Origin of the sequence: Ochrobactrum sp. C6C9 (assembly GCF_022627935.1) — a bacterium.
GTDB lineage: Bacteria > Pseudomonadota > Alphaproteobacteria > Rhizobiales > Rhizobiaceae > Brucella > Brucella teleogrylli.
The window spans coordinates 69531-83206 of sequence record NZ_JABXGB010000002.1 but is presented as its reverse complement, the minus strand read 5'-3'; the positions used below and the strand labels follow the sequence as shown (position 1 = coordinate 83206).

Genomic DNA, 13676 nt, shown 5'->3' with positions numbered 1-13676 from the left:
ATTCTGGGAGGAACCATGTCCGATCAACGTATTTCGGCGGATTTTATCGCCGAGCATAATTCCGGTTTCGAAAATGCGCTGAAAAGCGATTATCAGGCGCTGGGCGAACAGCTTTCGCGCCGCGGCATCGAGATCGACACCATCACCGACAAGGTGGCAAGCTATTTCGTCGCCGTGCCGTCATGGGGTACGGGCACGGGCGGCACCCGTTTCGGTCGTTTTCCAGGCAAGGGCGAGCCGCGCGGCATTTTCGACAAGCTGGACGATTGCGCCGTCATCAACGAGCTTTCGCGTGCGACGCCGAATGTTTCGCTGCATATCCCGTGGGACAAGACCGATCCGAAGAAGCTGAAAGCCCATGCCGAAGCGCTTGGTCTCGGCTTCGACGCGATGAACTCCAACACGTTTTCGGATTCGGCTGACCAAAAACTGTCCTACAAATACGGATCGCTCACCCATGTCGATCCGGCGGTGCGGGCGCAGGCGGTCGAGCACAATCTCGAATGTATCGAGATCGGCAATACCATCGGCTCCAAGGCGCTGACGGTGTGGCTCGGCGACGGGTCCAATTTCCCCGGCCAGCAGAATTTCACCCGTGCTTTCGAGCGCTATCTGGCTTCGATGGGCGAAATCTACAAGGCTCTGCCCGACGACTGGCGGCTGTTTTCCGAACACAAGATGTATGAACCGGCCTTCTATTCGACGGTGGTTCAGGACTGGGGCACAAACTATCTGATCGCCTCGACGCTTGGTCCCAAAGCGCAATGTCTGGTCGATCTTGGCCATCATGCGCCCAACACCAATATCGAAATGATCGTGGCGCGGCTGATGCAGTTCGGCAAACTCGGCGGTTTCCATTTCAACGACAGCAAATATGGCGATGACGATCTCGACGCCGGTTCCATCGATCCCTATCGGCTGTTTCTGGTGTTCAACGAGCTGGTCGATGCCGATTATCGCGGCGTGAAGGATTTCAATCCGGCCCATATGATCGACCAGTCGCACAATGTGACCGATCCGCTGGAGAGCCTTATTTCGTCGGCAAATGAAATCCGCCGCGCCTATGCGCAAGCGCTGCTGGTAGACCGCGAGGCGCTGGAAACCTATCAGCAGGAAAACGATGCGCTGATGGCGTCGGATACGCTGAAACGCGCTTATCGCACCGATGTCGAGCCGATTTTGGCCGAAGCGCGCCGCCGCACCGGCGGGGCGATCGAACCGATTGCCGCCTATCGCGCCAGCGGTTATCGCCAGAAGGTCGCGGCGGAACGCCCGGAAAGCAAAAGCGACAGCGGCGCTTTCAACTGATTGAATTCAAACAAGCGCCGACGGAGAAAACTTCGTCGGCGCTGGTCTTTTATACCCGACCGTAAATATCGTCGAACCGCACGATATCGTCTTCGCCGAGATATTCGCCGCTCTGCACTTCGATCAACACCAGGGGCAGAATGCCAGGATTTTCCAGACGGTGCTTGAAGCCGCAGGGAATATAGGTCGATTGGTTGTTGGTCAGCAGAATTTCCCGGTCGCCATTGGTCACCTTGGCGGTGCCGGACACGACGATCCAGTGTTCAGAACGGTGATGATGCGCCTGAAGGCTGAGGCGGCGTCCGGGCTTCACCTCGATGCGCTTGATCTTGAAGCCGTCGCCCTCTTCCAGCACGGTGTAGGTGCCCCATGGGCGATGGGCGGTGCGGTGCAGCTTGGCGGCTTCGTGGCCATCGGCGCGCAGACGGTTGAAAACCTTGCGCACATCCTGCGCCTTGTCGCGATGGGCGACGAGCAGCGCGTCCGGTGTATCGACGACTAAAAGGTCGTGCACGCCGACAAGGCTGACCAGCCGGGTCTCCGACAGCACGAAACTATTGGTCGTGTCTTCCAGAACGGTTTCGCCGCGCAGGCGGTTTCCGTCCGCGTCCGGATTTATCAGGTCGGCCATGGCCGCCCAGGAGCCGATATCCGACCAGCCGCAGGAAACCGGAATGCAGGCAATATTGTCGGCCTTCTCCATGATGGCATAATCGATGGAAATGGCCGGGGTCGCGGCAAACTCGTCCTTTGGAATTTCGATTGTCTTGGTGTCGCCATTGACGCCGCGTCGCGCATTTTCAAGCGAGGCCTGCACGCCGTTGAAAATCTCCGGCGCGTGGGCGCGCATCGCTTCCAGCATGGTTCTCGCGGTAAAGCAGAACATGCCCGAATTCCAGAAATAGCGTCCGCTCTCGACATAGGCCTGCGCGGTTTGCGCATCCGGCTTTTCGACAAAGCGCAGCACGTCCACGCCGTCCGCCTCGATATAGCCAAAACCCGTTTCCGGGTGATCCGGCACAATGCCGAATGTCACGATGCGACCGGTTTCGGCAAGCTGTTGTGCTTTTTGGACGGCTTCCGCAAAGGCGGGCTCGTTTTCGATCAGATGATCGGCAGGCATCACCAGAAGCGTGGCATCGGGGCCGTATGTCGCGGCGGCATGCATGGCGGCGAGTGCTACCGCAGGCGCGGTATCGCGACCCAGCGGCTCCAGCAGAAACGCATTATCGGTCTTGGGTGCCTTGGCGTCCGCATAGGCGTCGAGCGTCAAAAACAGAAAATCGCGATTGGTGACAGTCAGGATGTGATCGACGCCTTCAAGCCGTGCCGCCCGGTTATAGGTCTTACCGATCAGCGTGCTGCCGTCGGGCAATTCGATGAAGGGCTTGGGGTGAGCATCGCGCGAAAGCGGCCAGAGCCTTGAACCGGAACCGCCGCTGATGATGACAGGAATAAAGCTCATTGCTCAGGCATCCTTTGTTGCGTTGCGGGCGATATCGAGGCCCATGGCCAGAAGTTCGGCGGCCTGGTTTTCATTGGCCGCTTCCACATAGCAGCGTAATTCCGGCGCATTGCCGGAAGCGCGATAATGGACGGCATTGCCGGAATGGAAGAACAGTTTGACGCCATCAATGGCTTCAGACCGGATGATCGCATCATTGGACGGAAACAGCGCCTTGCGCCCCGCTTCATCCTTGAGGATGGCGAGAAACGCGCCGCTCTTTTCCTGCGGAACATTTTGCAGACGGTCGCTAAGCGCAATGCGAAAGTTGAAAGCCGCGCCGATTTCCGCAAGCGGCTTGCCCTGCTCCTTGATCGCGCTTAGGCAGGCGAGGATCGGCAAAAGTGCGTCGCGGGTTGGCAGCGCGGACAGCGTGTGGCTTTTGCGGGTACTGTCGCTGCCCAAAAGCACGCCGCCATTGGCTTCGAAACCGACGGTGATCTTTGCACCCTCGGACTTGGCACGGTGCATGCCTTCGATGACATAGGGCGAGCCGACGCGGGTTCTGACAACGCGGGCGAAACGCCCGCATTCTTCCAGTGCCGCATTGGACGTGACCGGCGTGACGATTGTATCCGCGCCGATCCAGCTTGCGGTGATTGCGCCGACGAGATCGCCGCGCACGAACTGGCCGCTTGCATCGGCAATCAGCGGCCTGTCCGCATCGCCATCCGTGGAAACGATGGCGTCAAGGCGGTTTTCCTTGGCCCACTGGTCGAGAAGCCGGATATCTTCCGGGCGCAATGCCTCGGTATCGACGGGCACAAAAGTGTTGGAGCGCCCAATGGCAATGGTTTCCGCGCCAAGCGCGGTCAGAATATCCGTTATAACATCGCGGGCGACCGACGAGTGCTGGTAGACGCCGACGCGCAGGCCCTTGAGCGCGCCGCGGCCCAGATAATCGATATAACGTTTCTCGTAGGCGCTGGTCGCGGCATCACTTTGTGCATCATTGCTGAAATGACGGGCGGTCAGGTCTGCGGGCAGGGCGGCATAGGCCGCGCTGATCCCCTGTTCGTCGGTCTTGTCGATTTCGCCATCGGCGCGATAGAATTTCAGGCCATTGCGGTCGTCGGGAATATGGCTTCCCGTCACCATGATGGAGGGTGCCTGTTTCGCCATGGCGTAAAAGCTGAGTGCCGGGGTGGGCAGCACACCGCAATTCACCGGCGTAAAGCCAGCGTCTTCAATGGCTGCCATGCAAAGCGCGGCAATGTCGGGGCTGGACGGGCGAAGGTCACGTCCGACGAAAACCTCCGCACCTTTTTTTAGCTTGCCGCTTTCGGCGAGCATTCGCACAAAGGCGAGCGAATAGGCATAGGCGGGCAAGCCGTTCAGCTCATCCGCCAATCCCCTGAGACCGCTGGTGCCAAATTTAAGGGAACTGCCACTCATGCCTTCACTCTGCCTTCTTGCGAAACTGCACCATCGAGCATGGCCAGATATCTTATAACCTTATTTCGATACAGGACCGATCCCCTCAATGGTGCAAAGTTATCTACCCTATTGCGGGTGATAATCCTTATAGGCGGGTAAATTCAAATCGTTAAGGCTTTCAGCGTTAACGATCGCCCGCGCGACAGCATCCGCCATGACCGTTGCAGCGATGGCGCCGATGGCGGTCACGTCCGCTTCCACATCCTTGGCCTTGCCTGTCGAGAGGGCGAAAATCGTGTCGCCGTCCCACATGGTGTGGATCGGATTGATGGTGCGCGCAAAGCCGTCATGGGCCATGCCTGCAATCTTCTTCAGTTCCGCCTTGTTGAACGGCACATTGGTGGCAATCGCCCCGATGGTCGTGTTGGCCCCGCCGGATTTGACGACGCCGTGGCCTTGCATGATGGCCTGCATCGTATCGCGGAAACCCTTGCCGTCCTCGGTGCGCGCACCGGCCAGAATCTGGCGCGAACTGGGCGCATAGACATCGCCGACCGCGTTGACGGCAACGATTGCGCCAACCACGATTTCTGTGCCCGGCACCGTGTAGCTTGCCGTGCCAAGGCCGCCCTTCATGGCGAAATCCTTGCCGAACATCTTGCCGACCGTCGCGCCAGCGCCAGCGCCGATATTGCCTTCACCGGAGGCTTCCGCCTTGGCCGCCTTGCAGGCGAGATAGCCGGCTTCCTCATCGGGGCGGATCGAAAAATCGCCGACGCCGAGATCCATCAGGATGGCGGCTGGCACAATCGGCACCACGCCGCTGCCGATCTTGAAACCGAGCTTGTTTTCTTCCAGATAGCGCATGACGCCGGTCGCCGCACTCAGACCGTAGGCGCTGCCGCCGGACAGGAGAATGGCCTGCACCTGCTGCACATAATTGATCGGATCGAGCAGGTCCGTTTCGCGTGTGCCGGGCGCGGAGCCGCGCACATCGACGCCAGCCGAAGCGCCTTCTTCACATAAGAGAACGGTGCAGCCGGTCGGGCGCTTGGTCAGCGTGTGATGGCCAAGCTTGATCCCTGGTACATCCGAAATGCTTCCGCCCATAAGTTCAAGCATGCTCTTTCCTCCCGTGCTCGCTGCCGATGCCGCGCTGACGACAAAGGGCATTGCTCCCAGCCCCGCAAGCGATTTGCCGAATGTTCTGCGATCCATAAACAGTTTTCTCCTCCATTGAACGCTTTACTCCGAAAGCGCATTCTTTTCGCGTGCGCGACGTTGGCGCAGCACATCCGCCACGAAGGTGCGCGACAGGGCATGATAGAGCGGCTCGTTGGAGATGAGCCGCGCCGTACCGTAACCGAGCATTGAGGCGCACATCAGCGGAATGACATTGTTATGATTGCCGGTCATTTCGAGAATGATGACGAAAGCCGTCATCGGGGCCTGCACGACGCCGGCAAAATAACCCGCCATGCCCAGCACGGCGGCAAGGCTCGCGCTGGTGCCGAGCACAAGGCCGATGGTGCTGCCGAGACCTGCGCCGACCGAAAGCGACGGGGCGAAAATGCCGCCCGGAATGCCCGAAATCATCGAAAGCAAACCGGCGACGAATTTTTCAACGAAATAGAATGGCGGCAAGGCCGCGCCCTCGACCGCGCCGCGCGCCTGATCATAGCCGGTGCCGAACGTCGCGCCGCCTGAAGCGATGCCGATAATCGCGACCAGAAGACCGCAAATACCGGCGAACAACACAGCGTTGCGCAGCGGCACCTTCTGCACATGGCGGCGCACACGCCGCCCCAGATTGAGCGCAAGCGCGCTGAAAACCGCGCCGAAAGCGCCGCCTATCACGCCGCAGGCGACGACCAGAACCCAGTCGCGGGCGGTCGTTGCCGTAACGGTGGTCATGCCGAAATAATTGTAGTTGCCGACCAGACCGAGCGAGGCGAGACCAGCCAGAATGACGGCGGACAGCACCAGCCCGTTGGTGCGCGCCGCATAGGCGCGGCCCATTTCCTCAATCGCGAAGACAATCCCGGCCAGCGGCGTGTTGAAGGCGGCGGCGATACCGGCGGCCGATCCGGCAAGGATAAGCCCGCGCGCCTGTTCCATGCCGCCGATCCGCGCCGATTGCAGCATGATCGATGCGCCGATCTGTACCGTCGGGCCTTCGCGCCCGATGGATGCGCCGCAGAAAAGACCGGCGACGGTCAGCAGTATTTTGCCGACTGCAACGCGAATGGAGAGAAGCAGGGACCGGTCCTGATGATCGTCGAGATGCCGCGCCGCGATGGCTTGGGGAATACCGCTGCCGCCGGAATTCGGAAACCAGGCAATGGCGATCCATGAGCAAGCCATGAAGCCGAGCGGCGTGATCACAAGCGGCAGCCATGCGCGCCAGACATTGCCGCCGGTGCCGTCCGTCAACGCCTTGAACCAATCCTGCGCGATATCGGCGGCTTCTGCAAAACCGACGCTGATGATGCCGATGGCGAGCGCGCCGCACCAGAAAACGAGCCTTGGTTTCCAAAGCCGTGGCGACATCCACATCGCTCTGGAACGGCGGATCAACGGAACGCGCTTATACGACTTTCGCATTATCTCCCCTCGGGACGGGTACATGTCCTATGCGGTCTATCACGCTAATTCTTAGCGGTAACTGAAACTTGTAAGCAAAAGGCTTTCCATTTGGTCATAACCGTGTTACCAGCCGGTGCCAATTCAACCAAGTAAACCCTGATTGTCGCTGCTCCCGGACATTTCCCGGAGAGGCGGCTTTTCTTATTCAAAGGAATTGGCAATGGCAAAAATCGTGGAATCGCCCACCGGCGCTCTCGCTCTCACATTCGACGATGTGCTCCTGCAGCCGGGCCATTCCGAAGTCATGCCGGGTCAGGTGGACCTGCGCACCCGCATCGCCAAGGATATCGAACTCAATCTGCCGCTTCTCTCCGCCGCCATGGACACGGTGACGGAATCGCGTCTCGCCATCGCCATGGCGCAGGCAGGCGGCATCGGCGTCATTCACCGCAATCTCACGCCGGAACGTCAGGCCGAAGAAGTCCGTCAGGTGAAAAAATTCGAATCCGGCATGGTCGTCAACCCGGTCACCATCGGCCCGGATGCGACACTGGCCGATGCGCAGGCGCTGATGAAGGCGCATGGCATTTCCGGCATTCCGGTCGTTGAAAACGCCACCAAGGGTCCGGGCCGTCTCGTCGGCATTCTGACCAACCGTGACGTGCGTTTTGCCTCCGATCCGGCTCAGAAGATCTATGAATTGATGACCCGCGAAAACCTCATCACGGTGCGCGAAAACGTCAATCAGGAAGAAGCCAAGCGTCTTCTGCATGCTCACCGTATCGAAAAGCTGCTCGTCGTTGACGACAAGGGCCGTTGCGTTGGTTTGATCACCGTCAAGGACATCGAAAAGTCGCAGCTCAACCCGAATGCCGCCAAGGATGCGCAGGGCCGTCTGCGTGCAGCCGCTGCAACCAGCGTTGGCGAAGACGGTTATGAACGCGCCGAACGCCTGATCGAAGCAGGCGTCGATCTTCTGGTGGTCGATACAGCGCATGGTCATTCGCAGCGCGTTCTCGATGCTGTCGCACGCATCAAGAAGGCCTATCCCAATGTCGCCATTCTGGCTGGGAATGTCGCCACCGCGGGCGGTACGCAGGCATTGATCGATGCCGGTGCGGATGCCGTCAAGGTCGGTATCGGACCGGGCTCGATCTGCACGACGCGTATCGTTGCCGGTGTCGGCGTGCCGCAGCTTTCGGCCATCATGTCGGCGGTGGAAGCAGCGCATAAGCAGAACATTCCGGTCATCGCCGATGGCGGCATCAAGTTCTCGGGCGATTTCGCCAAGGCACTTGCTGCCGGTGCTGTCGCCGCCATGGCCGGTTCGCTTCTGGCCGGTACGGAAGAAAGCCCGGGCGAGGTCTATCTGCATCAGGGCCGTTCGTTCAAATCCTATCGCGGCATGGGCTCGGTCGGCGCTATGGCCCGCGGTTCGGCAGACCGTTACTTCCAGGCGGAAGTGCGCGACGAGCTGAAGCTCGTGCCGGAAGGCATCGAAGGTCAGGTCGCTTACAAGGGGCCGATCTCGGCTGTGTTGCACCAGCTTGCCGGTGGCCTGCGCGCCTCGATGGGCTATGTCGGCGCGAAGACACTGGAAGAATTCCGCGAAAAGGCAACCTTCGTCCGCATTTCCAATGCGGGCCTGCGCGAAAGCCATTCGCACGGCGTCGCCATTACCCGTGAAAGCCCGAACTATCCGGGCGGCATGTAAGGCAAACTCGCTTCGTATTGAAGCGCATGAAAGCCGGAGCCTCGCGCTCCGGCTTTTGTTTTGATTTGGCGATTGCCTTTTGCCTGCAAGGAAGGCTATGCCGTGACAGTTAGTTAGTAAGGAGAAGCAATGCGGCTTGGTGGACGCCTGCAGGCGGCAATCGAGGTTCTGGGCGATATCGAAGCGGGCAAACGCCCGGCTTCTGATGTGCTGAAGGACTGGGGTTCCGCTCATCGTTTCGCAGGCGCGGGCGACCGCGCGGTGATTGGCAACATTGTCTATGACGCACTGCGCCGCAAACTCTCCATCGCATGGCGCATGGATGCCGACGATGCGCGCGCTCTGGCCTTTGGCGCTTTGCTGGCCGATGGTGGCATGGATATTGCTGCCATCGACGCAGCGCTGGATGGCGACAAGTTCGCACCTGAAACGCTGGAACAGGCACGCCGTATCGCCTGGGAAAGCCGCGATAGCGCTGCCGCACCCGATTATGTTCAGGCCGATGTGCCGGAATGGTGTGCCGCCTCGCTTCAAGAGCTTTTCGGCGAACGCTGGGTGGAAGAAGGCAAGGCGCTTGCCACCCGCCCGCCGGTCGATCTGCGCGTCAACAGCCTGAAGGCAAAGCCGGAACAGACACTCGCAGCGCTGGAAAAAGCAGGTGCTGCTCCCGCGCCATTTCTGGCGCAGGCATTACGCATTCCGCCGATCGAAGCGCTGGGCCGTCACCCGAATGTGCAGGGCGAACAGGCCTTTCTCGATGGCTGGTTCGAAGTGCAGGATCTGGGTTCACAGCTCGCCGCACTTTTTGCCGGAGCCAAACCCGGCGAACAGGTTCTCGATTATTGCGCGGGCGCTGGTGGCAAGACGCTGGCCTTGGCAGCAGCCATGCAAAACAAGGGGCAGGTGCACGCCTATGATGCGGAGCGGGCGCGGCTTTCGCCGATGCATGAACGCTTGCAGCGGGCTGGCGTGCGCAATACGCAGGTGCATGGCAATCTGGATGCGCTGGACCCCCTCACCGGCCATATGGACCTCGTTCTGACCGATGCGCCTTGCACCGGCTCCGGCACCTGGCGGCGCAGGCCGGATGCAAAATGGCGGCTGAATGACCAGCAGCTTGAGCGTCGGGTTCAGGATCAACAGGAAGTGCTGGAAGCGGCCAGGCATTATGTGAAACCGGGCGGTCGTCTGGCCTATGTCACCTGTTCGTTGTTTGCAGAAGAAAACACGCGGCAGGTTGCGCGCTTTCTGGCCGACAATCCTGATTTTACCGAAATGCCCGCGCAAGCGCTGTGGCAGTCTGTCGTAACGGATGCCGATGGCGCGGAACCGGTGTTTCCGTCGCATGGCAGTGTGTTTTCGCCATTGTCCACCGGCACGGACGGGTTTTATGTAAGTGTGATGAAGAAAGCTTCATAAATCGGGGAACAAATGTCAGCGCATCGCATAGCCGAACCGGATTTCAAGGAACGCGTCGAGGAGAGTTTCGGGCGGCAGGCCGCCATGAAACTGATCGGCGCAGAGCTGACGCGATGCGAACCCGGTATTGTCGAAGTGGAAATGCCGTTCCGCGAGGAACTCACCCAGCAGCACGGCATTCTGCATGCGGGCATGATTTCCGCGGCGCTCGATTCTGCCTGCGGCTATGCGGCGCTGACCCTGATGCCCGCCGACGCGGCGGTGCTGACGATTGAATTCAAAGTCAATCTGCTTGCGCCCGGCAAGGGCGAGCGCTTCCTGTTTCGCGGCGAGGTCACCAAGCCCGGCCGCACGATCATGGTCAGCGACGGGCAGGCTTTTGCCGTTACCGATACGGAAGTTCGGCTCATCGCCACAATGACAGGCACGATGATGGTCGTGCAGGATCGCAAGGGTTTGCAAGGATAGGGGTTGGCGCGCATGCTGAAGACTGTTGCCGGACGACGCCTGCTTTATGTCATGGCTGCCGACGCCGAATATGGGCGTCATCTGGCCAAGCTCTTCGATCCGCTGATGATCGGCGTCGGCCCGGTCGAGGCGGCGATCAATCTGTCCCGCGCGCTGTTCCGCATGGAAATCGACGGTGAGCAGCCCGATCTGGTGATTTCGCTCGGCTCGGCGGGGTCGGCAAAACTACCGCAGGCGGAAGTGTTTCAGGTCTCCGCCGTCTCCTATCGCGACATGGACGCCTCGCCGCTCGGCTTCGAAAAGGGGCTGACGCCATTTCTCGATCTGCCGAAGATGATCAAGCTGCCGTTTCAGGTGGAAGGTGTTGCCAGCGCCACGCTATCGACCGGCGCCAATATCGTTTCCGGCAATGTCTATGAGACCATCGACGCGGATATGGTGGACATGGAAACATTCGCCTGCCTGCGCGCCTGCCAGATTCATGGCGTACCGCTCTATGGCCTGCGCGGCATTTCGGACGGCGCGGACGAGCTGCATCATGTCGGTGACTGGACGCAATATCTGCATATCATCGACGAGAAAATGGCTGTCGCAGTGGAAGAACTGGAAGCGGCTATTGCCGGTGGACTTTTGCCACCTCCTGACAATGGTGTGTCAGGATAGGCCCCATTCCTGTCACTGCGCTGTTGAGGGAAGTGCATATAATCCGTATATGCCCACCACATAAACATTGCATCCTCACCACTTTTTAAATAGATGCTGCACATGAGCACCACGGCACATCCTGACACAATCCTGATCATCGACTTTGGCAGCCAGGTCACGCAGCTGATTGCGCGACGTGTACGCGAAGCCAATGTCTATTGCGAAATCGTCCCGTTCCAGTCTGCGGAAGAGGCATTCCAGCGGTTGAAGCCAAAAGGCGTCATCCTCTCGGGCAGCCCGCATTCGACGACCGACATCGGCTCGCCGCGCGCGCCGCAGGCGGTCTTCGACGAAGGCATTCCGGTTCTCGGCATATGCTACGGCGAACAGACCATGTGCGCCCAGCTGGGCGGCAATGTCGAAAGCGGCCATGACCGCGAATTCGGTCGCGCCTTCCTCGACGTGCAGGAAGACAGCCCGCTTTTCGCCGGTATCTGGGCCAAGGGCACCCGCCATCAGGTCTGGATGAGCCACGGCGACCGCGTCACCGCACTCCCGGACGGTTTCACCATCATCGGCACCTCGCCGAATGCACCTTTCGCGGCCATTGCCGATGAAAAGCGCAAATATTACGGCGTGCAGTTTCACCCGGAAGTCGTGCATACGCCGGATGGCGCCAAGCTGTTGCAAAATTTCGTTCATCGTATTGTCGGCGTGAAGCCGGGCTGGACGATGGGCGCCTATCGCGAGCAGGCCGTCGAGGCGATCCGCAAGCAGGTCGGCAGCGGCAAGGTTATCTGCGCTCTCTCCGGCGGCGTGGATTCGTCTGTCGCAGCCCTTCTGGCGCATGAAGCCATTGGCGATCAGCTCACCTGTATCCTCGTTGATCACGGTCTGATGCGCAAAAACGAGGCGAGCCAAGTCGTGGAAATGTTCCGCGAACATTATAACCTTCCGCTGATCCTCGTGGACGCATCCGACCGCTTCATCGGCGCGCTGGAAGGCGAAAGCGATCCGGAAAAGAAGCGCAAGACGATTGGCCGTCTCTTTATCGAAGTGTTCGAAGAAGAAGCCAAGAAGCTCGGCGGCGCGGATTTCCTCGTGCAGGGCACGCTTTATCCGGACGTCATCGAAAGCGTTTCGTTCACAGGCGGCCCTTCGGTCACGATCAAGTCGCACCACAATGTGGGTGGCCTGCCCGAGCGCATGAAGATGCAGCTCGTTGAGCCGCTGCGCGAATTGTTCAAGGATGAAGTTCGCCTGCTCGGCAAGGAACTCGGCCTGCCGGACAGCTTCATCGGTCGCCACCCGTTCCCGGGTCCGGGCCTTGCCATCCGCTGCCCGGGCGGCATTACTCGCGACAAGCTGGAAATCCTGCGCGAAGCCGATGCGATCTATCTCGATGAAATCCGCAAGGCTGGCCTCTATGATGCCATCTGGCAGGCTTTCGCCGTTCTGCTGCCGGTGCAGACCGTCGGCGTGATGGGCGATGGCCGCACTTATGAATTCGTCTGCGCACTGCGCGCAGTCACTTCGGTGGACGGCATGACTGCGGATTTCTACCACTATGACATGAACTTCCTTGGCAATGCGGCCACCCGCATCATCAATGAAGTCCGCGGCATCAACCGCGTCGTCTACGACGTGACCTCGAAGCCGCCCGGCACCATCGAGTGGGAATAATCCCGCAATAGTCCAAAACAAAACCGCCGGAGTTCAAAACTCCGGCGGTTTTGTTTTGTGAGGTTCATAACAACTGTTCAGGGATATTGCGCGCCGGTCACGGTGAGATAAACCGCATAAAGCGACTTCGTGGCCGTGATGAACAGGCGGTTGCGGCGGGCGCCGCCGAAGGTCACATTGGCGACCGTCTGCGGCGTCTTGATCTTGCCGAGCAGCGTGCCTTCCGGCGAGAAGCAATGCACGCCGTCGCCCGCGCTGGTCCACAGATTGCCATCCGTATCGAAGCGGAAGCCGTCCGGCAGGCCGTTGTCGATGGTGCAGAATATGCCGCCGCCCGTCACGCGCTTGCCGCCATCCACAACGTCGAAAACGCGGATATGGCGCGGCGCATTCTCGTCGTGGCTGTAGGCGCTGTCGGCAACATAAAGCTTCGTCTCGTCCGGCGAGAAAGCAAGGCCATTCGGCTGGTGGAAATCGGTGACGACGGAGTCGATTTCGCCGGTCTTCGGGTCGAGGCGATAGACATTGCGCGTCGGCTGTTCCGGGTCGGACTTGTAGCCTTCATAATCCGCCAGAATGCCGTAGGTCGGATCGGTGAACCACACCGTTCCGTCCGAGCGCACGATGACATCGTTTGGCGCATTCAGCTTTTTGCCCTGATAGCTGTCGGCTAGCACGGTGATGCTGCCATCTGGCTCCGTGCGCGTGACGCGACGACCGCCATGCTCGCAAGTGACGAGGCGTCCCTCGCGGTCGCGCGTATTGCCGTTGGAGAAATTGGACGGATTGCGGAACACCGAAACGCCACCGCCAACTTCGCTGCCCGACACCCAGCGCAGGATGCGCTGGTTCGGGATATCGCTCCACAAGAGGCAGTTCAGGTCGTTGAACCAGACTGGGCCTTCCGCCCAGCGGCAGCCGCTATAAAGTTCGTCCAGATCGGCGCTCGGCACGATCATCTGCTTGAAACGT

At 59.9% G+C, this 13676-nt stretch carries 11 protein-coding genes; 6 read left to right on the top strand and 5 right to left on the bottom strand.

Going from position 1 to position 13676, the window contains the following annotated elements; translation table 11 throughout:
* Positions 1-15 precede the first annotated feature (15 nt).
* Positions 16-1308 carry an L-rhamnose catabolism isomerase gene (gene rhaI / locus HWD97_RS01840; protein ID WP_109366809.1) on the top strand — a complete coding sequence of 431 codons (1293 nt, stop codon included), beginning with the start codon at positions 16-18 and terminating at the stop codon, positions 1306-1308.
* A gap of 49 nt (positions 1309-1357) precedes the next feature.
* Here the strand turns inward: rhaI and HWD97_RS01835 are convergent, their stop codons facing one another.
* The 4 genes from HWD97_RS01835 to HWD97_RS01820 all read right to left on the bottom strand — a co-directional run bounded on the left by HWD97_RS01835 (position 1358) and on the right by HWD97_RS01820 (position 6793).
* On the bottom strand, positions 1358-2773 hold the full coding sequence (locus HWD97_RS01835; RefSeq protein WP_109367934.1) for a mannose-1-phosphate guanylyltransferase/mannose-6-phosphate isomerase: 1416 nt from the start codon (positions 2771-2773) through the stop codon (positions 1358-1360).
* A gap of 3 nt (positions 2774-2776) precedes the next feature.
* The gene (locus HWD97_RS01830; protein ID WP_109367933.1) at positions 2777-4207 is read right to left on the bottom strand and encodes a phosphomannomutase; all 1431 of its coding nucleotides are present in this window, start codon (positions 4205-4207) and stop codon (positions 2777-2779) included.
* 108 nt (positions 4208-4315) lie between these two features.
* Positions 4316-5407 carry a P1 family peptidase gene (locus HWD97_RS01825; protein WP_109367932.1) on the bottom strand — a complete coding sequence of 364 codons (1092 nt, stop codon included), beginning with the start codon at positions 5405-5407 and terminating at the stop codon, positions 4316-4318.
* 27 nt (positions 5408-5434) lie between these two features.
* The gene (locus tag HWD97_RS01820; protein ID WP_109367931.1) at positions 5435-6793 is read right to left on the bottom strand and encodes a chloride channel protein; all 1359 of its coding nucleotides are present in this window, start codon (positions 6791-6793) and stop codon (positions 5435-5437) included.
* 202 nt (positions 6794-6995) lie between these two features.
* Between HWD97_RS01820 and guaB the strand changes: the two genes are divergently transcribed.
* The 5 genes from guaB (at position 6996) to guaA (ending at position 12704) form a co-directional block, all read left to right on the top strand.
* Positions 6996-8489: an IMP dehydrogenase gene (gene guaB, locus HWD97_RS01815; protein WP_109367930.1), complete on the top strand. Its 1494-nt coding sequence runs from the start codon at positions 6996-6998 to the stop codon at positions 8487-8489.
* A 129-nt stretch (positions 8490-8618) separates the two neighbouring features.
* Positions 8619-9908 carry an RsmB/NOP family class I SAM-dependent RNA methyltransferase gene (locus HWD97_RS01810; protein ID WP_109367929.1) on the top strand — a complete coding sequence of 430 codons (1290 nt, stop codon included), beginning with the start codon at positions 8619-8621 and terminating at the stop codon, positions 9906-9908.
* 12 nt (positions 9909-9920) lie between these two features.
* A complete protein-coding gene (locus HWD97_RS01805) occupies positions 9921-10376 on the top strand; it encodes a PaaI family thioesterase (RefSeq protein ID WP_109367928.1) in 456 nt (151 codons plus the stop codon).
* Between the two features lie 12 nt (positions 10377-10388).
* On the top strand, positions 10389-11039 hold the full coding sequence (locus HWD97_RS01800; protein WP_109368052.1) for a 5'-methylthioadenosine/S-adenosylhomocysteine nucleosidase: 651 nt from the start codon (positions 10389-10391) through the stop codon (positions 11037-11039).
* Between the two features lie 102 nt (positions 11040-11141).
* Positions 11142-12704, top strand: a complete 1563-nt coding sequence (gene guaA, locus HWD97_RS01795; RefSeq protein WP_109368051.1) for a glutamine-hydrolyzing GMP synthase — start codon at positions 11142-11144, stop codon at positions 12702-12704.
* Between the two features lie 77 nt (positions 12705-12781).
* Here guaA and HWD97_RS01790 read toward each other — a convergent pair whose 3' ends face one another.
* Positions 12782-13663 carry an SMP-30/gluconolactonase/LRE family protein gene (locus tag HWD97_RS01790; protein WP_109368050.1) on the bottom strand — a complete coding sequence of 294 codons (882 nt, stop codon included), beginning with the start codon at positions 13661-13663 and terminating at the stop codon, positions 12782-12784.
* Between the last annotated feature and the right edge of the window lie 13 nt (positions 13664-13676).

Coding starts and splice junctions, on each gene's coding strand:
- HWD97_RS01820 (WP_109367931.1), bottom strand. CDS start 6,793: ATGCGAAAGTCGTATAAGCGCGTTCCGTTGATCCGCCGTTCCAGAGCG.
- HWD97_RS01825 (WP_109367932.1), bottom strand. CDS start 5,407: ATGGATCGCAGAACATTCGGCAAATCGCTTGCGGGGCTGGGAGCAATG.
- HWD97_RS01805 (WP_109367928.1), top strand. CDS start 9,921: ATGTCAGCGCATCGCATAGCCGAACCGGATTTCAAGGAACGCGTCGAG.
- HWD97_RS01830 (WP_109367933.1), bottom strand. CDS start 4,207: ATGAGTGGCAGTTCCCTTAAATTTGGCACCAGCGGTCTCAGGGGATTG.
- guaB (WP_109367930.1), top strand. CDS start 6,996: ATGGCAAAAATCGTGGAATCGCCCACCGGCGCTCTCGCTCTCACATTC.
- guaA (WP_109368051.1), top strand. CDS start 11,142: ATGAGCACCACGGCACATCCTGACACAATCCTGATCATCGACTTTGGC.
- HWD97_RS01810 (WP_109367929.1), top strand. CDS start 8,619: ATGCGGCTTGGTGGACGCCTGCAGGCGGCAATCGAGGTTCTGGGCGAT.
- HWD97_RS01790 (WP_109368050.1), bottom strand. CDS start 13,663: ATGATCGTGCCGAGCGCCGATCTGGACGAACTTTATAGCGGCTGCCGC.
- HWD97_RS01800 (WP_109368052.1), top strand. CDS start 10,389: ATGCTGAAGACTGTTGCCGGACGACGCCTGCTTTATGTCATGGCTGCC.
- rhaI (WP_109366809.1), top strand. CDS start 16: ATGTCCGATCAACGTATTTCGGCGGATTTTATCGCCGAGCATAATTCC.
- HWD97_RS01835 (WP_109367934.1), bottom strand. CDS start 2,773: ATGAGCTTTATTCCTGTCATCATCAGCGGCGGTTCCGGTTCAAGGCTC.